Below are 22,986 nucleotides of genomic sequence, written 5' to 3'. Positions count from 1 at the left end.
TGGGCGACCTTCCGCTTCGACTCCGCCCGCCGTGCCTCCTCGCTTTCTCTCCCCGTCAGGAATTGCCGTGTCCCACACCTCCGCCGCCCCCCGGCCAGGCAGCCCGGTCCAGCGCGCCGGCACTCACCGCTTCAGCGATGTGATCAGCCGCATAGCCGAGGAGATGGCCACCCTCACCGACCACGGCAGCCCTGCCGACTACATACCGATGCTCGCCGGTGCCGACCCCCGGCGGTTCGGCATGGCCGTCGCGGAGCCGGACGGGACGGTCTACGGTGTCGGCGACTGGCAGCAGCCGTTCTCGACGCAGTCCATCACCAAGGTGTTCGCCCTGGCGCTGGCGCTCTCCCTGGACGGCGAGCAGCTCTGGCGGGGCGTGGGCCGCGAGCCCTCGGGCAACCCCTTCAATTCCCTGGTGCAGCTGGAATACGAGAACGGTGTCCCCCGGAACCCGTTCATCAACGCCGGCGCTCTGGTCGTGACCGACCGGCTACAGGCCCTGACCGGGGACGCCGCCGGTCAGGTGCGGGAGCTGCTGCGCTCGGAGAGTGGCAATCCCGCCATCGACTTCATGCCGGAAGTCGCAGCCTCCGAAGCGGCCTACGGTGACCGCAACGCCGCTCTGGCTCACTTCATGGCCGCCTACGGCAACATCACGCTCCCGGTGCCCGAGCTGCTCTCCGCCTACTTCCGCCAGTGCTCGATCGAGGCGTCGTGCGCGGACCTGGCCCTGTCGGCGGGGTTCCTGGCCCGGCACGGGGTCCGGGCCGACGGTTCCGCGCTGCTGACCCGCAGCCAGGCGAAGCAGGTCAACGCGGTGATGCTCACCTGCGGGACGTACGACGCCGCCGGAGATTTCGCCTATCGGGTGGGGCTGCCGGGCAAGAGCGGTGTCGGCGGGGGGATCATCGCCATCGTGCCCGGGGTGTGCACCTTGTGCGTATGGAGCCCGGGCCTCGACCGGCGCGGCAACTCGGTGGCGGGCGTGTCGGCCCTTGACCGCTTCACCACGCTCACCGGGCTGTCCGTCTTCTGATGTGCTGCGGGGGCGACTCGGTCCAGGACTGGCGCGGCGAGAAGCCCTCGCGCCGCAGCCGGTGTTCCGTGTAGACGATCCGCTCGGCCTAGATCACAGCGAGAGGGACCGCGCGGGGTTCGTCGAGGCGTACGGCGTCTGGCCGGTCGGCGGCGGCCCGGCTGCCGCGCCCCCCCGACCCCACCTGGCCCACCCGGTTCGCTCAGTCCACCAGGTCGCGCCAGCAGGCCACGGTCGAGCGCGGCCGGGACTCGTCCTCCCGGTGCGGTGACCAGAAGGCGTTGTGCTCCACGTCGAACAGCACGCCCTCGGCCAGTGTGCGGCGGATACGCTGCGTGACCCCGAAGAGTTCCTCCGCGCCCCCACCGGCGGTCTCGCGGGCACCTTAGGTCTCTGACCAGGGCGGTCGAACGGCAGGACAGGGAATGCGCGCAGCCCGTCCGGGCCGCCGCTACCTCCGGGCCGGACGGTGGATGGCGATCTCAGTGCTCGCGGAAGTACGCCACGACCCCCGAGATGGTCATAGCGAGCCCCAGGGCCCCGATGCCGAACAGCCCCAGGGTCGTCCGGGCCTCGGTCCCGTCCAGCAGGGCGCGCACCCCGCCGATGAGTCCACCGACAGACATGATCCCACCGAGGACGAACCCTTGCGAACTTTGGGGTTGCGCATACCACCTGCTCCGGCTCCGACGTCGGGGCGACGGCGGGCCTGCGCGGCGGCGGCCGGAAGGCGGCCTGCTCCCGGGGTGCTTCATCGGTATCTCACCTTTCCCGGTGCTGCCGGCGCTTCCACATGGCTGTCACCCGGTTTCTGGTCCGAGGGCGTGTAGCCGTAGTCGACCATCGTCGCCACGATGGAGACGGGCGCGCCGAATATTCTCCCCCCGAACTTGCCGACCGTGTTCACGACCCCGGGGCGGTGGTGTTTTCCGTTGACGTCGCTCAGGATCGAGCCCTTCTCAAGGTATTTGCTCGCCTGGCCGGCAGCGTAGGCGGGCGAGCCGCCGATGAGTCCCTGAGCCGCCCCGTTGAAGTCTCCGCGCAGGGCCGCCTCGCCGCCGCCGATCCAGGAGCGGTAGCTGAGGAATTCAGCGATCGGCTTGATGGTGCTGCTGCCCCACTTCTCGGGGCGCACGTACTCGGCCACGTCCAGTTTCGTCTGCGCGGCCTGCTCCTTGAGCGTCTTCGCGTCCTTCAAGGACTCGTAGTGCACGGAGCTGAACTGGCGCGGGTCCTTGGTGAGGACCGCCAGACCCCCGGCGCAGCGGGCATCCGCGTCGGCCGCGCGTTGCAGTACGGCCTTTATGCGGGTGATGAGAGCATCGGCGTCGCCCTTGCCGGGACCGGAGACCTCCAGATGGATGACGACCCCGTACGGGTCGATCCTGAGGCCGTAGGGCGGATTCTCGTAGATCTCCACGAGTTCGGCCTTGGCCTTCGTCAACTCGCTGTAGGCGTCCTTGAGCAGGTTGGTGATGCTCTCGGCCTGGGTCACCGCGTCCTGGAACTCTCCCGCCGTCCTCGTGACGAACGGCTTGGTGACGCCGGCGTTCTGCCCCTTCCAGGCTGTCCCCTTCGCGAAGGCGCTCATGTCTCCGGCGTCCTTGGCCAGTTCCTTGAGCTTCTTCGTCATGGCGACCCAGTCGTCGATCGCCGAGTCGAGTGGTTTCGTCCTGAGATTCAGGAGCTGCTGGAACACCAGCACCGGGCACCTCGTCTGAGTGGGGAAGGAACGGGAAGGGAGATCAGTCAGATGATCGGGCCTTGTGGTCTCGGTACCGAAGGCGCCGCGTTCTTGTCGGGTACGTCGAAGTATTCGGAGATCTTGGACACGCCGACCTGGGCGACGACCCACTCGTCGTCTTTCTTCCTCGACGCCTGCGTGTAATCGAGATGATTGGAAATGTGCGCACAGGCGTCGAGCAGCGTTCCGACCTGCTTCGCCCACGCTGTGGCTGCGGAGGTGAGCGCTTCGCCCATCTCGAACCCGTCCGATGTCAGACTGGTTCCTGCTGCGTTGGTCGTGGTCCGGGCATGTGTGCCGTCGGCCTTCAGGTCGTTGTGCAGCCGGAAGGCGAAGTGACCGATCTTTCCCAGCTCGTCGTCGTGGACGATGAGGTCCGCGCCGGTCGGTGACGCGCCCGGGTCGTACATCGGTACCTGATTCAGCTGCATCCGGGCTGTGGCGTCTGCTTTGAGACCAGCCCATTCCTCTTCGAAAGACATGGCCCCCCGCTGGCGGTCGCGATGACGGATACGGCACTCGCGCATGTTCGATTATTGACGATCTCGTGGCGGCACCGTGTGGCGGGGGCGGTGTGGACGGGCATCGGCGTCTTCCCCTGCGGAAAGTCGGCTGCGGTACCCGGTCACACCCATCAGGTCACCGTGCGCGGCAGCCGGGCCGTCCCCCGTCCGGCGTACGCGACAATGGAGCAATGACCACGCTCGCCCCCGCCCTCCCGCAGCTCCGCATCGGCCCGCACACCGTGCAGCCGCCGGTCGTGCTGGCCCCGATGGCCGGCATCACCAATGCCCCGTTCCGGACGCTGTGCCGGGAGTTCTCCGGGGGTAAGGGGCTCTTCGTCAGCGAGATGATCACCACGCGGGCGCTGGTCGAGCGCAACGAGAAGACCATGCAGCTGATCCACTTCGACGCCACCGAGACCCCGCGCTCGATCCAGCTGTACGGAGTGGACCCGGTCACCGTCGGCAAGGCCGTCCGCATGATCGTCGACGAGGGGCTCGCCGACCACATCGACCTGAACTTCGGCTGCCCGGTTCCCAAGGTCACCCGCAAGGGCGGCGGCTCCGCGCTGCCGTACAAGCGGCCCCTGCTGCGGGCCATCCTGAACCAGGCGGTCTCCAACGCCGGGGATCTGCCCGTCACCATCAAGATGCGCAAGGGCATCGACGACGACCACCTCACCTTCCTCGACGCGGGCCGCATCGCCGTCGAGGAGGGCGTCACCGCCGTCGCCCTGCACGGCCGCACCACCGCCCAGCACTACGGCGGCACCGCCGACTGGGACGCCATCGCCCGGCTCAAGGAACACGTCCCCGAGATTCCCGTCCTCGGCAACGGGGACATCTGGTGCGCCGATGACGCCCTGCGGATGATGCGCGAGACCGGGTGCGACGGCGTTGTCGTCGGGCGCGGGTGCCTGGGGCGGCCCTGGCTCTTCGCCGATCTGGTGAGCGCCATGGAGGGGCGCCCGACCCGGCACGCGCCCGCCCTGCGCGAGGTCGCGGACGTCATGGTGCGCCACGCCACGCTGCTGGGGGAGTGGATCGGTGACGAGGCGCGCGGCGTGATCGACTTCCGCAAGCACGTCGCCTGGTATCTGAAGGGCTTCGCGGTCGGTTCCGAGATGCGCAAGAAGCTGGCGGTCACCTCCTCGCTGGAGGAGCTGGCCGGACAGCTGCACGAGCTGGACCTCGACCAGCCCTGGCCGGACGGCGCCGACGGGCCGCGCGGGCGCACCTCGGGCAACAACCGGGTCGTCCTGCCGGACGGCTGGCTGAAGGACCCGTACGACTGCTCGGGCGTCAGCGCCGACGCGGAGCTGGACACCTCGGGCGGCTGACGCCGTACGAAGCCGCATGGGATCGGGCGGCTGACGCCGTACGAATCCGCACGGGAAGGGCCTCACCCCCCTACGTCCGGGCCCGCCCGTCTCTCCAGCGGGGCCGCCGCCGCGGAGTTCATCACGTTGAAGACCACGCTGCCCGCCCGGTAGCGGTCGTCCGTCCACTCGATGGCCCGGCCCGCCGCCGTGTACGTCAGGTGGCGCTGCCGCAGCAGCGGGCTGGCCCGGCGCACCCTCAGCAGCCGGGCGTCCTCGCTGCCCGCCGCGACCGCGTCGATCAGGTGCTCGCCGTAGTGCGCGACGATGTCCGCCCGCTCCGCGATGCTGTCCATGATCGAGACGCAGTCCTCCGGCAGCGCCAGGACCACCGGGGCCACCCAGTCCGCGTACACGGTCCGCTCGACCATCACCGGCTCGCCGTCGAGCCGCCGCAGCCGCAGCACGTACAGCACTTCGCTGTCCGGCTCGGTGTCCAGGCGTTCGGCCTCCTCGGCGGTCGCGGTGCGCATCGTGCGGGTCAGGATGCGGCTGGTGACCTCGCACCCCATCGCCTGTGCCCACTGAGCGAAGCTGTTGAGCTGCTGGAAGCTCTGGCGGCGCTCCTGGCGCAGGACCACCCGCCGGGCCCCCTGCCTGGAGCCGATCAGGCCCTCCGAGGCGAGCAGCGCCACCGCCTGGCGGACCGTGCCGCGCGAGGCCTCCCAGCGGGCGGCGAGGTCGCTCTCGGACGGCAGCCGGGAGCCCAGCGGATAGGCGCCGCTGCGGATCGCCTGGCGCAGCGACTCGGCGATCTCCCGATAACGCGAATGGCCCACGCGCCCCCCTCGGCCGGCTGATGCGGATCGTGGCTGTGTACAGGTCCGCTCTTCGGTGACGGTCCTGCCGCTCACTCTAACGTCGTCGCGGAGCGTTTCGATGCGCGGTCGTTATCTAGCACAGCCCCTGGATGACGGGCTTTCCTCTTCCCACCCTCTTGCGGCAGTGGACATGGGACGTTTACTTCCCGGACACCTGGTCCGGGCGAACTGGTGCCAGCTTGTATGAACAAGTGGCCCTCACGTTTCGCTCCTGGGAGACCTACCGTGCGCAGAGCCCGACCCCGCCCCCGTATCCGCGCCAACAGCCGTGCCGTTGCCGCCCTCGCCCTCTCCACCGCCGCCCTCACCGCGCTCACCGCCTGCGGCGCCGCACCCGAGGAGAAGGCCGAGACCGGCGCGAACGGGGTGAAGTGGACCGAGGCCACCTCGGCCGCCGACTTCGGCGGGCTGGAGGAGCTGGTCGCCGCCGCCGAGAAGGAGGGCGAGCTCAATGTGATCGCTCTGCCGCCGGACTGGGCCAACTACGGCGAGCTGATCAAGGCCTTCCAGGAGAAGTACAAGATCAAGATCAAGAGCGAGACGCCGGACGCCTCCAGCGCCGACGAGATAGCCGCCGTCAAGTCCCGCAAGGGCCAGAAGCGCGCCCCCGACGTCCTCGACCTCGGCATCGCCTTCGCCCGCAGCGGCGCGGCCGAGAACCTCTTCGCCCCGTACAAGGTCGCCTCCTGGGACAAGATCCCCGACAGCCAGAAGGACGCGGACGGCCGCTGGTACAACGACTACGGCGGCTACGTCTCCATCGGCTGCGACGCCGCCCGCATCAAGAACTGCCCCGAGACCTTCGCCGACCTGCTGAAGCCCGAGTACAAGGGGAAGGTCGCCCTCAACGGCAACCCGACCAAGTCCGGCTCCGCGTTCGGCGGGGTGTACGCGGCCTCCCTGGCCAACAAGGGCTCGTTCGGGGACATCCAGCCCGGCATCGACTTCTTCGGCAAGCTGAAGAAGAGCGGCAACTTCATCCCCGTCGAGTCCACCCCGGCGACCGTCGAGAAGGGCGAGACGCCGATCAGCATCGACTGGGACTACCTGAACGCCGGGTACGCCGACCAGTTCAAGAGCAAGGGCGTCGACTGGCAGGTCTCCGTGCCGAGCGACGGCGTCTACGCCCAGTTCTACTCGCAGGCCGTCAACAAGGACGCCCCGCACCCGGCCGCCGCCCGGCTGTGGATGGAGTACCTCTACAGCGCCGAGGGCCAGAACCTCTGGCTCAAGGGCTACGCCCGGCCCGTGCTGCTGCCCGCGATGACCGAGGACGGCACCGCCGACAAGACCTTCGTCGCCAAGCTGCCGAAGGTCGAGGGCACCCCGACCTTCCCGAGCTCCGAAGAGCTCGACAAGGCGAACACCACGCTCTCCGAGAACTGGGACAAGGCCGTCTCCTGATGACCGTTCCCCACCCGTCCGCCGCCCCGGGACCCGGGGCGGCCGCCGTGAAGGCCGGTGGCCGCACCGCCCGCCGCCGGCCGCCCCGCGCCTGGCTCGGCGCGCTCCCGCTGCTCGTCTTCGCCGGACTCTGCTTCGGACTGCCCGCGGGCGCCCTGCTGTACGGGGCCGTCACCCGCACCGACCCGGTCGCCGGCACCACCGAGGTCACCGGCGAACACCTGTCCCGCTCGCTCCAGGGGCCCTACCTCACCTCGCTCACCGGCAGCGTCCAGCTGTCCGCGCTGACCGCCGCGCTCGCCACCGTGCTCGGGGTGCTGATCGCCCAGGCCGTCGTCACCTCCCGGCGTGGCGCACTGCGCGGGGCGGTACTCACCGCCTCCGGGGTGCTCGCCAACTTCGGCGGGGTTCCCCTGGCCTTCGCCTTCGTCGCGACCCTCGGCATCTCCGGGGTCGTCACGGAGCTCGGGCACCTGGAGGCGCTCGGCTGGAACCTCTACTCCTTCACCGGGCTCACCGTCATCTACCTCTACTTCCTGGTCCCGCTCATGGTGCTGGTCGTCGTCCCGGCGCTGGACGGGGTGCGCCCGCAGTGGCGGGAGGCCGCGCTCAACACCGGGGCCGGCACCTGGCAGTTCTGGCGCCACGTGGGCCTGCCGGTCCTCGCGCCCTCGCTGCTCGGCGGCTTCGTCCTGCTCTTCGGCAGCGCCTTCGCCGCGCACGCCACGGCCGCCGCCCTCGTCGGCGGCTCCGTCCCGCTGGTCACCCTCAAGATCGCCGATGCGCTCGCCGGGAACGTCCTGGTCGGCCAGGAGAACGTGGCGCTCGCGCTGAGCCTCGACATGATCGTGATCGCCGGACTGGTGATGGCGGTCTACCTGCCCCTCCAGCGACGGAGCTCCCGATGGCTGCACTGACCCCTGTCTCCACCGCTTCGGTCCCCACCACGGTGAAGAAGGCCCGCCGCCCGCGCCCGCGCTACTGGCGCGGGGCCGTGCTGGCGATCGCCGGGCTGTACTTCATCACCCCCCTCGTCTCCTCGTTCGTCTTCACCGTCCACGTCCCCGGGCAGGGCGTCTCCTTCCAGGCGTACAGCGGGATTCTGTCGGCCGAAGGCTTCACCGAGAGCCTGTTCCTCTCGCTCTCCCTCGCCGTCGCCACCATCGCCCTGGCCCTGCTGCTCGTCGTGCCCGCCCTCGTCGCGGTCCGGCTCGGGCCGCCCCGGCTGCGCGCCGTCGTCGAGATCGTCTGCATGATGCCGCTGGTGGTGCCGCCGATCGCGCTGGTCACCGGGATCGCCACGGTGCTGCGCTGGGGGCCCGAACACTTCTCGCGCACCCCGCTCTACCAGACCTTCCTCGCCGTGCAGAACGAGTCGTTCCCGGTGGTGCTGGTGCTCGCCTACACCGTGCTGGCACTGCCGTTCGTCCACCGCTCGCTGGACGCCGGACTGCGCGCGGTCGACGTGCCCACGCTGGTGGAGGCGGCCCGGAACTGCGGAGCGGGCCGGGTGTACGTCATCGCGCGCGTCATCCTGCCCAACCTGCGCTCCTCGCTCGCCGGGGCCTCCTTCCTGACCCTCGCGCTGGTGCTCGGCGAATACACGGTCGCCTCGCTGCTGGGCTTCCGCCCCTTCGCGGTGTGGATCGTCACCGTCTCCGGCGCCGAGGCCCGGATGTCGGTCGCCGTGTCCCTGCTCTCCCTGCTGATCACCTGGGCCCTGCTGCTCGTCCTCTCGCGCGCCGGAACCGGGTCCTCCACCGCCGTCCCGGCGGCCGCCTCCACCACCTCCGTACCCGGCAAGGAGTAGCCACCCATGTCAGCCCTGCCCACCGCCGCCGCCCAACGCCCCGAGCCGCCCCGGACCGCCGGGGCCGGGTCGCCCGCCGACGGGCGCGCCGCCACCGGAGCGCGAGTGGAGTTCCGCTCGCTGCGCCGGGCGTTCGGCCCGACCGTGGCCCTCGACGGACTCGACCTCACCGCCGAACCCGGCGAACTGCTCGCCCTCCTCGGCCCCTCCGGCTGCGGCAAGACCACCGCGCTGCGGGTACTGGCCGGATTCGAGCAGCCGGACTCCGGCGAGGTCCTCGTGGACGGCGAGGACATCACCCGCATCCCCGCCAACCGGCGCGACGCCGGCATGGTCTTCCAGTCCTACAGCCTCTTCCCGCACCTCAACGCCCGCGACAACGTGGCCTTCGGCCTGCGCGTACGGAAGGTGCCCGCGGCCGAGCGGCACGCCACCGCCGCCGAACTCCTCGACCTCGTCGGACTCCCCGACCACGGCGGCCGCTTCCCGCACCAGATGTCCGGCGGCCAGCAGCAGCGGGTCGCCCTGGCCCGCGCGCTCGCCCTGCGGCCCCGGGTGCTGCTGCTCGACGAACCGCTCTCGGCACTCGATGCCAAGGTCCGGCTCTCCCTCCGCGAGGAGATCCGCCGCCTCCAGCTCTCGCTGGGCATCACCACCATCTTCGTCACCCACGACCAGGAGGAGGCCCTCTCGATGGCCGACCGGGTCGCCGTCCTCAACGCGGGCCGCCTGGAGCAGTGCGCGCCCCCGGCCGAGCTGTACGAGCGCCCCGCCACCGCGTTCGTCGCCGAGTTCGTCGGCACCATGAACCGGCTGCCGGGACGGCTGACGGGCGGCGGTTCGGTCGAGGTCGCGGGGGCCGCCCTCCCGGTCGACGGTGATGTTCCCGCGGGCCGGGGCCCGGTCGAGGTCCTCATCCGGCCCGAGAGCATCGGTGTCACCGCCGACCCGGACGGCACCGCCACGGTCGTCTCCGCCTCCTTCCTCGGCTCGGTCACCCGGGTCCTCCTCGACCTCCCGGACGGCGTCGCGGCCAAGGCCGACCTCCCCTCCCGGGACGCCACGGAGCTTGCTCCCGGGGTACGGGCACGGGTCACCCCGGTCCGCCGCCCGGTGCTGGTCGTGCCTGCACGGGAAACGGCGGCGCCGGAAGCCATGGACGCCGGCGAGCGCCGGGTGGACGCGTGAACGCCCCCGCCGCCGTGCTCTTCGACATGGACGGCACCCTCGTCGACACCGAGGTGCTCTGGTGGGAGACGGCACGGGAGGTCGCCGCCGGGCTCGGCCACGAGCTCACCGCCGCCGATGCGCCCGAGGTCGTCGGCCGGGCCGTCGAGGACACCGCCGCTCATCTGATCGCCGTGACGGACCGGGCCGCGTCCGCGCTCCCCGGCATCGCCGTCGAACTGACCGGCTCGTTCTTCCGCAAGGTCGACGCGGGCGCTCCGCTGCGCCCCGGGGCCGCCGCCCTGCTGGCCGCGCTGAAGGGCGCCGCAGTGCCGTACGCCCTGGTCAGCGCCTCGCCGCGGAGTGTCGTGGACGCCGTGGTGGGAGGCTCGCTGGCCGGGGCGGGCTTCGCCTTCACTCTGTCGGCCGACGACACCGTACGGACCAAGCCGCATCCCGATCCCTACCGGGCGGCTGCGCTGCGGTTCGGCGTCCCGGCCTCGGCCTGTGTCGCCGTGGAGGACTCCCCGGACGGCACGGCCTCCGCCGATGCCGCGGGGTGTGCGGTGCTGGTGGTGCCCTCGTTGCTGCCGGTGGAGCCCGCGCGGGGGCGCACCTTCGCCCGTAGCCTGGAAGAGGTCGACCTCGGAGTGCTGAGCGGCTGTCTGCGGTCCGGATGAGGTGCTGATGAGGTGCTCATGAGGTCCGAATCCTGAAATTCGGGGTCCGAATCGAGCGTGATTCGCGCCACCCTTGATCGGGGTTGCGCTCAGATGAGCGGAATATGAGTGGCTGCACTTCTGGAAGACCTGGCACTCAGTGCCACGTCACTGATTTCGAGAAGTGGACTCACTTGCCACTTGAGAAGCTCAGATGAGCGAGAATGGTCAAGTTTCGGCCATGCGGCCTTCAAGAGATGAATGAATGACTTCGCTCGTCTCCGTAGAGCGGTCCTTTCGATCTGCTGGCGGACGGGTGGTTGCGGCCGCATGACGACCAAGTGGACGTACCCAGACACCTTCGATCTGGGTATGTTCCTCGCCGTCAGGGCAGCCACCGCGTCCTCGAGGAGTCGAGACCCGTGTCGGAAAACAACGATCCCCAGAAGTTCGTCTACGACTTCACCGAGGGCAACAAGGATCTGAAGGATCTTCTGGGCGGCAAGGGTGCGAACCTCGCCGAGATGACCAACCTCGGGTTGCCGGTGCCTCCCGGCTTCACGATCACCACCGAGGCCTGCAAGGTCTACCTGGAGAGCGGCGAGGCGCCGACCGCGCTGCGCGACGAGGTGAGTGCGCACCTGGCCGCGCTGGAGGCGCGGATGGGCAAGCGGCTCGGCCAGGCGGACGACCCGCTGCTGGTCTCCGTCCGCTCCGGCGCCAAGTTCTCCATGCCCGGGATGATGGACACGGTCCTCAACATCGGCCTCTCCGACGCCTCGGTGGCCGGCCTCGCCACCCAGTCCGGTGACGAGCGCTTCGCCTGGGACTCCTACCGCCGCCTCATCCAGATGTTCGGCAAGACCGTCCTCGGGGTCGACGGCGACCTCTTCGAGGAGGCCCTGGAGGCGGCCAAGCACGCCAAGAAGGTCACGGTCGACACCGACCTGGCGGCGGCCGACCTCAAGAAGCTCGTCAAGCAGTTCAAGAAGATCGTCGAGACCGAGGCCGGACGGGAGTTCCCGCAGGACGCGCGGGAGCAGATGGACCTGGCCATAAACGCGGTCTTCGACTCGTGGAACACCGACCGGGCCAAGCTCTACCGCCGCCAGGAGCGCATCCCCGGCGACCTCGGCACGGCCGTCAACGTCTGCTCGATGGTCTTCGGCAACCTGGGCCCCGACTCCGGCACCGGCGTCGCCTTCACCCGCGACCCGGCCAGCGGCCACCAGGGCGTCTACGGCGACTACCTCCAGAACGCGCAGGGCGAGGACGTCGTCGCCGGTATCCGCAACACGGTGCCGCTCGCCGATCTGGAGTCGATCGACAAGAAGTCGTACGACCAGCTCATGCAGATCATGGAGACGCTGGAGAACCACTACAAGGATCTCTGCGACATCGAGTTCACCATCGAGCGCGGCCAGCTCTGGATGCTCCAGACCCGGGTCGGCAAGCGCACCGCCGGTGCCGCCTTCCGGATCGCCACCCAGCTCGTGGACCAGGGCCTGATCGACGAGGCCGAGGCCCTCCAGCGGGTCAACGGCGCCCAGCTCGCGCAGCTGATGTTCCCGCGCTTCGACGACGACGCCAAGACCGAGCTCCTCGGCCGGGGCATCGCCGCCTCGCCGGGTGCCGCTGTCGGCAAGGCCGTCTTCGACTCGTACACCGCGATCAAGTGGTCCCGCTCCGGCGAGAAGGTCATCCTGATCCGCCGCGAGACCAACCCCGACGACCTCGAAGGCATGATCGCCGCCGAGGGCATCCTCACCTCGCGCGGCGGCAAGACCTCGCACGCGGCGGTCGTGGCGCGCGGCATGGGCAAGACCTGCGTCTGCGGCGCCGAGGACCTGGAGGTCGACACCAAGCGCCGCCGGATGACCGTCGGCGGCACGGTGATCGAGGAAGGCGACCTCGTCTCCATCGACGGCTCCACCGGCAAGGTCTACCTGGGCGAGGTACCCGTCGTACCGTCCCCGGTCGTCGAGTACTTCGAGGGCCGGATGCACGCGGGCGCCGACGACGCCGACGAGCTGGTCGCCGCCGTGCACCGGATCATGGCGTACGCGGACCGGGTGCGCCGACTGCGCGTGCGGGCCAACGCGGACAACGCCGAGGACGCCCTGCGCGCCCGCCGCTTCGGCGCCCAGGGCATCGGCCTGTGCCGCACCGAGCACATGTTCCTCGGTGAGCGCCGCGAGATGGTCGAGAAGCTGATCCTGGCGGACACCGACGACGAGCGCGAGAGCGCGCTCGCCGCTCTTCTGCCGCTCCAGAAGGCCGACTTCATCGAGCTGTTCGAGTCGATGGACGGGCTGCCCGTGACCGTACGGCTGCTGGACCCGCCGCTGCACGAGTTCCTGCCCGACATCACCGAGCTGTCGGTGCGCGTCGCGCTCGCGGAGTCGCGCAAGGACGCCAACGAGAACGACCTGCGCCTCCTCCAGGCCGTCCACAAGCTGCACGAGCAGAACCCGATGCTGGGTCTGCGCGGGGTGCGCCTGGGCCTGGTCATCCCCGGCCTGTTCGCCATGCAGGTGCGGGCGATCGCCGAGGCCGCCGCCCACCGCAAGAACGCCAAGGGCGACCCGCGCGCCGAGATCATGATCCCGCTGGTGGGCACGGTCCAGGAGCTGGAGATCGTCCGCGAGGAGGCCGACCATGTCATCGCGGAGGTCCAGGCGGCCACCGGCACCGACCTGAAGCTGACCATCGGCACCATGATCGAGCTGCCGCGCGCCGCGCTGACGGCGGGCCAGATCGCGGAGGCCGCCCAGTTCTTCTCGTTCGGCACCAACGACCTGACCCAGACGGTGTGGGGCTTCTCCCGCGACGACGTGGAGGCCTCGTTCTTCACCGCGTACCTGGAGAAGGGCATCTTCGGGGTCTCCCCGTTCGAGACGATCGACAAGGACGGCGTCGGCGCGCTGGTCCGCAGCGCCGTCGAGGCGGGCCGGGCCACCCGCCCGGACCTCAAGCTCGGCGTCTGCGGCGAGCACGGCGGTGACCCGGAGTCGGTGCACTTCTTCCACGAAGTGGGCCTGGACTACGTCTCCTGCTCGCCGTTCCGCATCCCGGTCGCCCGCCTTGAGGCCGGCCGGGCCGCAGCCGAGTCCCGGGGCAGTGACAGCCGCTGACCCGGACTCACCGGTCCGGGGTGCACGAACACCCCGGATCTCCTGGGCAGGGCCGCACGAACGGCCCTGCCCACCGACCAGGGCCGCAGAGCGGCCCGTCCCTCCGGGGCCGCCGCCGAAGACCGAGCCAGGACCCTCACCGGCTCGACCGGCCCGACGGCGGCCCCGGAGCACCCGGAAGCGGCGGCACCCTGTGCGGGGGTGCCGCCGCTTCGCCCTGCCCTGCGGAAGCGGCCCCGGCGCCCGGGAGCGATCGGCGCTCCGGGAGCCGGGATGCCCGGAAATGATCGGCGGGTACGGGGACCGGCGTGCACGGATGTGACCGGCGGTAGGGGAGAGTCGTCAGAAGCGAGCACGGAATACCGCCCGGAGAATGTGGCGCAGAGCACATTGCTTCGTTTAATGCGCAAAGAAATTCGGGTGACGGGCGACCCTCCGGGGGCCGATGGACCGGGGTGCGGTCCATGGATCCCCACCCATGGACCGCACCCGGCTTACCCCCGTCGGGTACGGAGCCGCACCGTCGCCCACCGCCGCCGAACACACAAAGCCCCCCACGGCCTTCACGTGCTCATCCGGTGGGCACCGGATGCGTACCCGACGTCGTACAGCCTTTCGGGTGAAGCGGAACGGGGCGAGACGTTTCACTTCTGGCCGAAACCCCGTGGTGACCTCCTGTGACGGCCCGCATACCCTTCGGTGGGGGCAATTGCGGATGCAACAGGTGGGGGAGTAGTGCTGCGTATCCATGTGTCCAGGCTGGACCTTTCGCGGGTGCGGATGGCCACGAGGCCGGACGCGCTGTGGGAAACGATTCTCAGCTTTCACCGGCTGAGGGACCGGCGTGCTTCGACCATCTTCGGGAAATGGCGTACGGAAACCCGGACCCGGTTGAATGGCGAAGTACACCTGCTGGCGGCGGTCGTCCCGCCCCGCGGCTATTTCCCGGATTTTCTGACGCCCTCCCAGGAGGGGGCCGAGCCTTTCGGTCTCGACACCGGAATGGAGGCCCTGCGCGACACCCCCGCCGACCGTGTCCGCGAGGAGCTGGAGCTGCTGGCCGCCGGGCGGCAGCGGCAGCGGGCGGGCCGCCCGGCCGGGCAACGGCCCCCGGGGAGAGCGAGCGCGGCACTGCCCGCCGCACTCCTGGAGGGCCGTGCCGAGCCGCTCGGCCGGCTGATCGGGGCCCTCCGCAGCTACCACCACGCCGCCGTCGAGCCGTACTGGCCGCACGTCAGGGCCAGTATCGAGGCGGACCGGGCCGTCCGGGGCCGGGCGCTGCTGGACGGCGGCGCGGACGGGCTCCTGGCCACCCTGCCGCCGATGATCCGCTGGCGCTCACCCGTGCTGGAGGCCGACTACCCGGTCGACCGCGACCTGCATCTGGACGGGCGCGGGCTGCTGCTCCAGCCCTCGTTCTTCTGCCGGGGCACGCCCGTCGTCTACCGGGACCCGTCCCTCCCGCCGGTGCTCGTCTACCCGGTGACGCACCCCGGCGCCCCGGAGTTCGCGGAGCCGGGCCCCTGGCTCGGCCGCCTCGTCGGCCACACCCGCTCGGCCGTCCTCCAGTCCATCGGCAACGGCTGCACCACGAGTGAACTGGCCCGCCGGGCCGGGGTGTCCCTGGCCTCCGCGAGCCAGCACGCCTCCGTGCTGCGCGAGGCGGGCCTGGTCCTGACCCTGCGCCACGGCAGCTCGGTGCTGCACACCCTGACCCCGCTGGGCGGCTCCCTCCTCCGCGGCGGCGCGCCGCTGGCCCTGCCCTGAGCGAAGGGCCTCCGGGCCCCGGGGCGCCCCGGGGGTTCGGCGCCGGGGCCTGTCGTTCGGGTCAGGCCGGGCTCGCGGGGGGGCCGGTGCGAACGGGAGCGAGGACGCGAGCGGAATCTGCTTCCCCGAACACCGATGAGTTCCGCGTGGCACCGTCGTCTAACCATCGAAAGCGCCGGACGGATCGACCGGGGCGCGACGGGACAGAGGGAAGAGGAACCGACCATGGCTCAGATGATCTTCGTGAACCTGCCGGTGAAGGACCTGGAGACCGCGAAGGGCTTCTTCGAGAAGCTCGGCTTCACGGCCAACCCGCAGTTCACCGACGACAAGACGGCGTGTGTGGTGATCAGCGACACGATCTTCGTCATGCTGCTGACGGAGCCGCGCTTCAAGGAGTTCACCAAGAAGGACATCGCCGACGCCTCGAAGACGACCGAGGCCATCCTCGCCCTGAGCGCCGACAGCCGCGAGGAGGTGGACCGGATCGTCGAAGCGGCCCTGGCCTCCGGCGGCTCCCCGGCGGGCGAGACGCAGGACATGGGCTTCATGTACGGCCGCTCGTTCCAGGACCCCGACCACCACATCTGGGAGGTCATGTGGATGGACCCGTCGGCCGTCGAGGGCGGCGCCTGACACCCCGGGCCGCCCGGGGGTGTCCGACCCCTCCGGGGCCCGGAGGGGTCGGGGTGGTGCGGTCAGCCCCGGAACGGGCCCGTCACCTCGTAGGTGATGCCGCCCGACGAGCTTCCGCTCGTGCCGCGCTGCGAGGAGAAGTAGAGCCGGCTGCCGTCCGGCGAGAACGCGGGCCCGGTGATCTCCGAACCGGACTGGCCGGTGATCCGCAGGAACGGCGCCACCGTGTCGTCCGGAGTGATCAGGCAGATCTCCATGTTGCCGCCGTCCTCCGCCACGTAGAGGTCGCCGGAGTCGGACCGGGTGACGTTGTCGACCCCGGTCAGCGGGGCCGAGCCGCCCGTCACCAGCGAGTCGTCGTAGACGAGCGTGATCGACGAGTTGTCCGCGTCGTACGCCCACACCCGGTTGTCGCCCTTGGTGGTGAACCAGCAGGTGCCCGCCGCGTAGAAGCAGCCCTCCCCGCCTTTGAAGACCTTCGCCCCCGGCACCTGGTGCCGGGTCTGGGTGGAGGAGGCGGCCGGGTCCGGCACGTCCGCCCAGGTCACCGGGGTCGAGGTGCCCGAGCCCGCCACCAGCACCTGAAGGGTTCCGCTCGACAGGTCGCCCCAGGTCGTGGGCCGGAAGCGGTAGAAGCGGCCGTCCGACTCGTCCTCGGTGAGGTAGACGTAACCGTGGTCCGGGTCCGATGCGGCCGCCTCGTGCTTGAAACGGCCCAGCGCGGGCCGCCGCACCGCCGCGTTCACCCCCCACGGGTCGGTCTCGTAGACGTATCCGCGGGTGACCTCCTCGCAGGACAGCCAGGTGTTCCACGGGGTCGCGCCGCCCGCGCAGTTGTTGTTCGTCCCGGACAGGATGCGGTAGGCGGAGGTCACCGTCCCCGAGGAGTCGAAACGCACCGCGCTCGCCCCGCCGCCTCTCCACGATGACACCTCGGCGTTGGAGACGTAGATCCAGCCCGAGCCGTCGGCGTACACCGCCCCGCCGTCGGGGGCGCTGTGCCAGCGGTAGGAGGTGCCGGGCACGGTCTGCCCGGAACGGGCCACGATGCGGCTGGTGAAGCCGCTCGGCAGCCGGATGCCGTTGCCGTTGGCCGACTGGAGCGCGCCGTACGGGCCGGGGGCCGGCTGGGCCGGGTCGGCGAAGGCGGCCCCTCGCCACAGCGTGCCGCCGAAGGCCGCCGCCGAGCTGCCGATCACCGCGGTGCGCAAGAAGGTCCGACGTTCCACGATCACTCCACGCATGACTGAGGGCCCCCCGCTCCGGACGGACCGGCGGGTCGCGCATCGCGACTGTAGGAGTACGGAGTTGACGGCCCGTCAATGGCAGATGAACGTCCGGGGAGGGGCGGGTGCGAAGCGGTACACACCCGCCCCGCACCCTCAGTCGGTCCGCACCGCGAACACCGGCACCGCCGCCCCCTCGTCGTCCAGACAGGCCCCCGTGGCCAGGTCGAAGCGCTGCTTGAGCAGGGGCGAGGCCACGAACGGCCGCCCGCCGACCGAGCCGAGCAGCCCGCGCGCCAGGACGTACGCCCCGGTGAACGGGTCCCGGTTGCCGATCGCGTACACCTGCCCGGAGCGGTCCATGAACAGGGCCGCCTGGTCGCCGTCCGGCAGCAGCACCGCGACGCCCCGCCCGGGGGTGAGCAGCGACCGGTCGCAGACCGGCAGCCACGCGTCCGCGCAGGACAGCCGGACCGTTCCCGAGGCCGTCGCCTCCGAGGCCGTCGTCTTCGTGGTGATCGTTTCCGTGGTCATCAGGATGCGGTCCCTTCGAGGGTGCGGACGGCGAGCACCGGACCGGCCAGCAGCTCCAGATCCGGCTTGATCTGATCGCGTTCCGGAACGAACCTCACCGAGGGGTCGGGGGCCTCGGGCGCGTTGACGAAGGTGACGAAGCGGCGCAGCCGCTCCGGGTCGTTGATGGTCTCGGCCCACTCGTCGCGGTAGCCCGCCACATGCCCGGCCATCAGCCGCTCCAGCTCCTCGCAGATCCCCAGCGAGTCGTGGACGACCACGTCCCGGACGTGCTCCAGGCCGCCGTCGATCCGCTCCAGCCAGGCCGAGGTGCGCTCCAGCCGGTCCGCCGTACGGATGTAGAACATCAGGAACCGGTCGATCAGCCGCACCAGTTCGGCGTCCGAGAGGTCCTGGGCCAGCAGGTCGGCGTGGCGCGGGGTGGCCCCGCCGTTGCCGCCGACGTACAGGTTCCAGCCCTGGGCGGTGGCGATGATCCCGAAGTCCTTGCCCCGGGCCTCCGCGCACTCGCGGGTGCAGCCGGAGACCGCCGACTTCAGCTTGTGCGGGGAGCGCAGGCCCCGGTAGCGCAGCTCCAGGTCGATCGCCATCTTCACCGAGTCCTGGACGCCGTAGCGGCACCAGGTCTGCCCCACGCAGGACTTGACCGTGCGCAGGGACTTCCCGTACGCGTGGCCGGACTCGAAGCCCGCGTCCACCAGCCGGGTCCAGATCAGCGGGAGCTGGTCGACCCGGGCGCCGAAGAGGTCGATGCGCTGGCCACCGGTGATCTTCGTGTAGAGGCCGAAGTCACGGGCCACCTCGCCGATCACGATGAGCTTCTCCGGGGTGATCTCACCGCCCGGGATGCGCGGCACGATCGAGTACGACCCGTTGCGCTGGAGGTTGGCGAGGAAGTGGTCGTTGGTGTCCTGGAGCGCGGCCTGCTCGCCGTCCAGCACATAGCCGCTCGCGCCGACCGCCGGGGCCAGCGAGGCGATGACCGAGCCGACCGTCGGCTTGCAGACCTCGCAGCCGTCCCCGCCCCGTGCCTCCTGGCGGCCGTGCGAGTCGAGCAGCTCGTCGAAGGAGGTGACCCGCAGGGTGCGGACGATCTCGTACAGCTCGCTGCGGCTGTACGGGAAGCAGCCGCACAGCCCCGCGTCCTCGGGTGGCGGCAGCAGCTGGCCGATCACCTTGAGGCAGCCGCCGCAGCCCGTACCGGCCTTGGTGCACTTCTTCACCTCGGGCAGCGTGGTGTGTTCGCAGACCGCGCCCTTGGTGACGTTGTGGCAGGAGCAGATCACCGCCTCGTCCGGCAGCGCGGACGGGCCGAGCGCCACCGGACCGCCCGCCCCGGCGGGCAGCACCAGCTGCTCGGGGGCGACCGGCAGCACCGCGCCCGTCATGGGCCGCAGGGTGCCGTACTGGTCCGCGTCCCCGACCAGCACCCCGCCCAGCAGGGTGCCGTCCGGCGCGATCACCAGCTTCTTGTACACCCCCGAGCGGGCGTCGGAGTACACCACGTCCAGCGAGCCGTCGGCCGCCCCGTGCGCGTCCCCGAACGAGGCCACGTCCACACCGAGCAGCTTCAGCTTCGTGGACAGGTCCGCCCCGGTGAACGCGGACCGCCCGCCCACCAGCGCCTCGGCCGCCGCCTCGGCCATCTCGTAGCCGGGCGCCACCAGCCCGTACACCCGGCCGTCGGCGGCGAGCGCGCACTCACCGATCGCGAGCACCGCCGGGTCCGACGTCCGGCACTGCTCGTCCACGACGATCCCGCCGCGCTCGCCGACCGCCAGACCGCAGTCGCGGGCCAGCTGGTCCCGGGGCCGTACGCCCGCCGAGAAGACCACCAGGTCGGTGGCGAGCGAGGACCCGTCCGACAGCGCCATCCCGCTCACCGCCCCGTCCGCGTCCGCGAGGACCTCCTGAGTACCGACCCCCGTGTGGACGGTCAGCCCCATCTCCTCGATCGTCCGCAGCAGCGCCGCGCCCCCGCCCTCGTCCACCTGGACCGGCATCAGCCGGGGCGCGAACTCCACCACGTGGGTGCGCAGCCCGAGCCCCTTCAGCGCCCCCGCCGCCTCCAGGCCGAGCAGTCCGCCGCCGACCACCGCACCGGTGGCCGCCCCCTTCGCGTACTCCTCGATCGCGAGCAGGTCCTCGATGGTCCGGTACACGAAGCAGCCCCGGGCGTCCTTCCCCGGCACCGGCGGCACGAACGGGTACGAGCCCGTCGCCAGCACCAGCGTGTCGTACGGGAACACCGCCCCGGACCGCGCGGTCACCGTCCGCCCCGCCCGGTCGACGCTCTGTGCCGGGTCGCCCACGCGCAGCTCGAAGCCGTGCCGCTCCATGAACCCCGGCTCCACCAGGGAGAGGTCCTCGGGGCTGCGCCCGGTGAAGTACGAGGTCAGCTGTACCCGGTCGTAGGCGGGCCGGGGCTCCTCGCAGAGCACGACGACCCGGGCCCCGCCGGCCGCCGGGGTCAGTCCGCGCCCGGCCAGGGCCTCCAGGAACCGCTGGCCGACCATGCCGTGCCCGACGACCACGATCGTCGGTACGGCGGTGTGCGCCGGGGAGTTCGGGGTGGTGGGCTCCGGCATCTCAGTGGCCTCCGTCGGTTGTCCTCATGCCATGAGCCTGGGCGGCAGGTGTTACCCGGCCGCATCCCTCCGGTTTCCCGGGCGGAACCTTGCGCTCAGCGTCGCCGCCGGGGGTGTGTGAGGGGCCTTCGGAGTGCCGGCCGGGGGCGTGGGAGGCCTTCGGAGGGCCGACCGGGATGTGTGAGGGCCTTCGGCGGGCCGGCCGGGTGTGCGGGGGTCTTCTCGAAGACCGTCCGAGACACCCCTTAGTGTCGGGCCGTGCCCGAGATATCGCTGACCGTCCTCGTTCTCCTCTGCCTGGCCGCGGCCGCGGCGGGCTGGGTCGACGCCGTGGTGGGCGGGGGCGGACTGCTGCTCCTGCCCGCGCTCCTGCTCGGCCTGCCGAACGTACCGGCGGCCCACGTCCTCGGGACCAACAAGGCCGTCGCGATCGTCGGGACCACGGGCGCGGCCGTGACGTTCGTACGCAAGGCCCCGGTACGGGTCGGGCTCGCGGTACGGGTCGGGTTGATGGCGCTCGCCGGGTCGATGACCGGGGCGTTCTTCGCCGCCGGGATCAGCAGCGAGGCGCTCCGCCCGGTGATCATGGTGGTGCTGCTCGGGGTCGCGGCGTTCGTCATGCTGCGCCCCTCGTTCGGCACGGCCGCGGCGGGCGACGGCACCGGACGGCCGGCCGGCCGAGCCCGGATCGTCACCGCGATCGTGCTGGCCGGCGGCGGGATCGGCTTCTACGACGGCCTGTTCGGGCCGGGCACCGGCACCTTCCTGGTGCTGGCGCTGACCGCCGTGCTCCACCTGGATCTGGTGACCGCGTCGGCCACCGCGAAGATCGTCAACGTGTGCACCAACGGCGGGGCGCTGGCGATGTTCGCGTACCAGGGCACGGTGCTGTGGCAGCTGGCGGCCGTGATGGCCGTCTTCAACCTCGCGGGCGGGATGGTCGGGGCCCGGATGGCGTTGAGCCGGGGGAGCGGCTTCGTTCGCGCGGTGCTGCTGACCGTGGTGTTCTCGCTGGTCGCCAAGCTCGGCTTCGACCAGTGGAACGCGTAGGGGGCGGGTCGCGTTCAGCGCACGTCGGTCAGGTGCGCGTACGCCACCACGTTGCCCTGGTAGCCGGTCTCCTTGGAGAAGCCGCCGCCGCAGGTGATCAGCCGCAGCGCGGCGTGCGGCGAGTCGCCGTAGACGCGCCGGTCGGGGAAGTCGTCGTTGTCGTAGACCTCGATGGCGTCGATCGAGAAGACGGCGACGCGCCCGTCCCTGCGGACCACCTCGACCCGGGCCCCCTTGGTCAGGGCGCCCAGGGCGTAGAAGACGGACGGGCCTTCGGCGTTGTCCACGTGCCCGGCCACGATCGCGGTGCCCTGCGCGCCGGGCGGCACCCCGCCCCCGTACCAGCCCGCGAGGTTGCGGTCCTCGTCCGACGGCACGTCGAGGCTGCCGTCGGCGGCCAGCCCCAGCCGCGTCATCGGCGCGTCCACCTCGATGCTCGGGATGCGGATGCGGACCGGCTCGGAGGAAGGCAGCGGCGCGGCGACGGGGGAGCCGGGCTGGAGCTCGGGCCCGGCGGCGAAGGCCTGGGCGCTGGAGGGCTGCGGCGGGATCAGCTGGGCGCCGGAGCCGTTCTGGACGAGCCAGATGCCGCACAGCACGGCGATGCCCACCAGCCACCCCTTGGCCTTCTGTGCGCTCTGGGACACGTCGTCGTCCTTCGTCTGCCCGGGTGGTCCTTCGTCTTCTTCGTCGTTCTTCGTCGTTCTTCGTCGTTCTGCGTGACGAGGGCGGCGCTAGGAGGGCGGGCGGAGCGCGCTCGGGGACGTGCCCCGCCCGGTCGGTGGGGAAGCGGTGGTTCAGCTTCCTTCGGTGCCCTCGGAGCGGCGACGCAGCAGCCACAGGCCCCCGACGGCCGCCAGGCCGATCACGCCGACGCCGAGTGCGACCTGTGTGGAGTCCGGCTCGACGCTGCCGCCCACCCCGGTCCGCACATGGCCGGACGGCTTCTCGTGCCTGCCGCCGCCGATCACCTTGAGGCTGCCTGCCGCGTCCTTGCCGTTGTGGCAGAAGACGAAGACCTCGTAGGTGCCGGGCCTGGTGTCGTGCGGCACGGTGAACTGGCCGACCGAGTCCTCCTTGTGGGTGCCGGGACGCACCCTGAAGTCCTCGGCGTTCAGGTCGCTGGCGTCGCCGTCACCCCCCTTCGGGCCGCAGAGGGTGGTGTTCACGGTGACGGTGGCCCCCGGGGTTGCGGTCGACGGGGTGATCTCCAGCCGGCCGACGTCGCCTGCGTACGCGGACGGGGCGGCGGTGGTGAGACCGAGCGCGATGACGGTGAACGCGGCACCGACGGTGCCGGTCACAAGGCGGGCAGGACTGCGCATGGGGATCCTCCGGGCAGACGGCGCGAGCAGGTGTGTCCTGTCCCCGAGACAACGGGGGCCGGGCCGCCCGCGCCTTCTGACGTCGAATCAGCTTTCACTCGTACGGACCGGCGCGGCACCCTTGCCGGAATGGATCACCGCAGGTCATGGGGGTGCGACTGGGCCGTTCGGTCCGCGCCGGCCGCCCGGGTGCCGATCGGGTG

General features: G+C 71.1%; 20 protein-coding genes. 11 read left to right on the top strand and 9 right to left on the bottom strand.

From position 1 onward, the window contains the following. The first annotated feature begins 67 nt into the window (after window positions 1-67). On the top strand, window positions 68-1,036 hold the full coding sequence (locus RI138_RS08785) for a glutaminase (RefSeq protein ID WP_096623267.1): 969 nt from the start codon (window positions 68-70) through the stop codon (window positions 1,034-1,036). 482 nt (window positions 1,037-1,518) lie between these two features. Here RI138_RS08785 and RI138_RS08780 read toward each other — a convergent pair whose 3' ends face one another. From RI138_RS08780 to RI138_RS08770, 3 genes are all read right to left on the bottom strand, one after another. Continuing rightward, window positions 1,519-1,662 carry a hypothetical protein gene (locus RI138_RS08780; protein ID WP_311119460.1) on the bottom strand — a complete coding sequence of 48 codons (144 nt, stop codon included), beginning with the start codon at window positions 1,660-1,662 and terminating at the stop codon, window positions 1,519-1,521. A gap of 125 nt (window positions 1,663-1,787) precedes the next feature. After that, a complete protein-coding gene (locus tag RI138_RS08775; RefSeq protein WP_311119459.1) occupies window positions 1,788-2,735 on the bottom strand; it encodes a hypothetical protein in 948 nt (315 codons plus the stop codon). 50 nt (window positions 2,736-2,785) lie between these two features. After that, a complete protein-coding gene (locus RI138_RS08770) occupies window positions 2,786-3,262 on the bottom strand; it encodes a hypothetical protein (protein ID WP_311119458.1) in 477 nt (158 codons plus the stop codon). A 212-nt stretch (window positions 3,263-3,474) separates the two neighbouring features. On the opposite strand from RI138_RS08770, the gene dusB reads away from it, so the two are divergent. Then, window positions 3,475-4,623 carry a tRNA dihydrouridine synthase DusB gene (gene dusB / locus RI138_RS08765; RefSeq protein WP_311119457.1) on the top strand — a complete coding sequence of 383 codons (1,149 nt, stop codon included), beginning with the start codon at window positions 3,475-3,477 and terminating at the stop codon, window positions 4,621-4,623. 62 nt (window positions 4,624-4,685) lie between these two features. Here dusB and RI138_RS08760 read toward each other — a convergent pair whose 3' ends face one another. After that, window positions 4,686-5,441: a GntR family transcriptional regulator gene (locus RI138_RS08760; RefSeq protein ID WP_311119456.1), complete on the bottom strand. Its 756-nt coding sequence runs from the start codon at window positions 5,439-5,441 to the stop codon at window positions 4,686-4,688. 267 nt (window positions 5,442-5,708) lie between these two features. Between RI138_RS08760 and RI138_RS08755 the strand changes: the two genes are divergently transcribed. The 8 genes from RI138_RS08755 to RI138_RS08720 all read left to right on the top strand — a co-directional run bounded on the left by RI138_RS08755 (window position 5,709) and on the right by RI138_RS08720 (window position 16,060). Then, window positions 5,709-6,887, top strand: coding sequence for an ABC transporter substrate-binding protein (locus RI138_RS08755; RefSeq protein WP_096623259.1), 1,179 nt, complete (start codon window positions 5,709-5,711; stop codon window positions 6,885-6,887). Then, window positions 6,887-7,804 (top strand): ABC transporter permease, encoded by a 918-nt coding sequence (locus RI138_RS08750; protein WP_311119455.1) that lies wholly within the window; start codon window positions 6,887-6,889, stop codon window positions 7,802-7,804. The genes RI138_RS08755 and RI138_RS08750 overlap by 1 nt, the downstream gene beginning before the upstream one ends. Next, entirely contained in the window at window positions 7,792-8,697 is a 906-nt protein-coding gene (locus RI138_RS08745) for an ABC transporter permease (RefSeq protein ID WP_311119454.1), read from the top strand. The genes RI138_RS08750 and RI138_RS08745 overlap by 13 nt, the downstream gene beginning before the upstream one ends. Before the next feature lie 6 nt (window positions 8,698-8,703). Next, window positions 8,704-9,885: an ABC transporter ATP-binding protein gene (locus tag RI138_RS08740; RefSeq protein ID WP_311119453.1), complete on the top strand. Its 1,182-nt coding sequence runs from the start codon at window positions 8,704-8,706 to the stop codon at window positions 9,883-9,885. Continuing rightward, window positions 9,882-10,544 carry an HAD family hydrolase gene (locus tag RI138_RS08735; RefSeq protein ID WP_311119452.1) on the top strand — a complete coding sequence of 221 codons (663 nt, stop codon included), beginning with the start codon at window positions 9,882-9,884 and terminating at the stop codon, window positions 10,542-10,544. Before RI138_RS08740 ends, RI138_RS08735 begins: the two co-directional genes overlap by 4 nt. Before the next feature lie 401 nt (window positions 10,545-10,945). Continuing rightward, complete coding sequence (gene ppdK / locus RI138_RS08730; protein WP_311119451.1) at window positions 10,946-13,657, top strand: pyruvate, phosphate dikinase; 2,712 nt, start codon at window positions 10,946-10,948, stop codon at window positions 13,655-13,657. Window positions 13,658-14,392: 735 nt separating this feature from the next. Continuing rightward, window positions 14,393-15,424: an ArsR/SmtB family transcription factor gene (locus RI138_RS08725; protein ID WP_311119450.1), complete on the top strand. Its 1,032-nt coding sequence runs from the start codon at window positions 14,393-14,395 to the stop codon at window positions 15,422-15,424. 225 nt (window positions 15,425-15,649) lie between these two features. Continuing rightward, a complete protein-coding gene (locus RI138_RS08720) occupies window positions 15,650-16,060 on the top strand; it encodes a VOC family protein (RefSeq protein ID WP_096623251.1) in 411 nt (136 codons plus the stop codon). A gap of 62 nt (window positions 16,061-16,122) precedes the next feature. On the opposite strand, the gene RI138_RS08715 is transcribed toward RI138_RS08720, so the two are convergent. The 3 genes from RI138_RS08715 to nirB form a co-directional block, all read right to left on the bottom strand. Next, a complete protein-coding gene (locus tag RI138_RS08715) occupies window positions 16,123-17,289 on the bottom strand; it encodes an alkaline phosphatase PhoX (protein ID WP_311119449.1) in 1,167 nt (388 codons plus the stop codon). Window positions 17,290-17,442: 153 nt separating this feature from the next. Then, a complete protein-coding gene (gene nirD / locus RI138_RS08710) occupies window positions 17,443-17,820 on the bottom strand; it encodes a nitrite reductase small subunit NirD (protein ID WP_311119448.1) in 378 nt (125 codons plus the stop codon). Further along, complete coding sequence (gene nirB / locus RI138_RS08705) at window positions 17,820-20,408, bottom strand: nitrite reductase large subunit NirB (RefSeq protein ID WP_311119447.1); 2,589 nt, start codon at window positions 20,406-20,408, stop codon at window positions 17,820-17,822. The genes nirD and nirB overlap by 1 nt, the downstream gene beginning before the upstream one ends. Before the next feature lie 258 nt (window positions 20,409-20,666). Between nirB and RI138_RS08700 the strand changes: the two genes are divergently transcribed. Further along, entirely contained in the window at window positions 20,667-21,458 is a 792-nt protein-coding gene (locus RI138_RS08700; RefSeq protein ID WP_311119446.1) for a TSUP family transporter, read from the top strand. Between the two features lie 14 nt (window positions 21,459-21,472). Here RI138_RS08700 and RI138_RS08695 read toward each other — a convergent pair whose 3' ends face one another. After that, on the bottom strand, window positions 21,473-22,105 hold the full coding sequence (locus RI138_RS08695) for a class F sortase (RefSeq protein WP_311119445.1): 633 nt from the start codon (window positions 22,103-22,105) through the stop codon (window positions 21,473-21,475). Window positions 22,106-22,255: 150 nt separating this feature from the next. Then, complete coding sequence (locus tag RI138_RS08690; protein WP_096623241.1) at window positions 22,256-22,783, bottom strand: hypothetical protein; 528 nt, start codon at window positions 22,781-22,783, stop codon at window positions 22,256-22,258. Window positions 22,784-22,986: the final 203 nt, after the last annotated feature.

The sequence above is a fragment of the Streptomyces durocortorensis genome (assembly GCF_031760065.1).
GTDB lineage: Bacteria > Actinomycetota > Actinomycetes > Streptomycetales > Streptomycetaceae > Streptomyces.
Note: the sequence above shows the minus strand (reverse complement) of the source record. Positions and strands in the feature narration are given on the sequence as shown.